The 330-nt window shown below is 54.2% G+C and carries 1 protein-coding gene; it reads left to right on the top strand.

The features are described 5' to 3' along the window. On the top strand, window positions 1-330 hold a 330-nt coding region (locus ACI77D_RS29415), incomplete at both ends, for a transposase (protein ID WP_407018115.1).

The following is a 330-nucleotide window of genomic DNA, read 5'->3' as shown; positions in this document are numbered from 1 at the left end:
TGGGCACTGCGGCGAATGTGGCGGACGTAACCCAGGTCGATCAGTTACTGCACGGAGAAGAGACTTACGTCTCTGGCGATGCCGGTTACACCGGCGTCGAAAAGCGACCCGAGCATCAAGATCGCCAAATGATCTGGTCGATTACCGCTCGGCCAAGCAGTTATAAAAAGCATGCAAAGAAGAGCCTGATTGGGCGCATGCGTCGCAAAATCGAATACGCGAAAGCTCAACTGCGCGCCAAGGTTGAGCATCCGTTTCGCGTGATCAAGCGCCAGTTTGGTTATACAAAAGTGCGCTTCCGGGGCCTTGTTAAAAACACCGCGCAGCAGA

It is taken from the genome of Pseudomonas sp. O39, assembly GCF_045447295.1.
In the GTDB taxonomy this organism is placed as follows: domain Bacteria; phylum Pseudomonadota; class Gammaproteobacteria; order Pseudomonadales; family Pseudomonadaceae; genus Aquipseudomonas; species Aquipseudomonas antarctica_A.
This window is presented reverse-complemented; position numbering and strand designations above follow the sequence as displayed.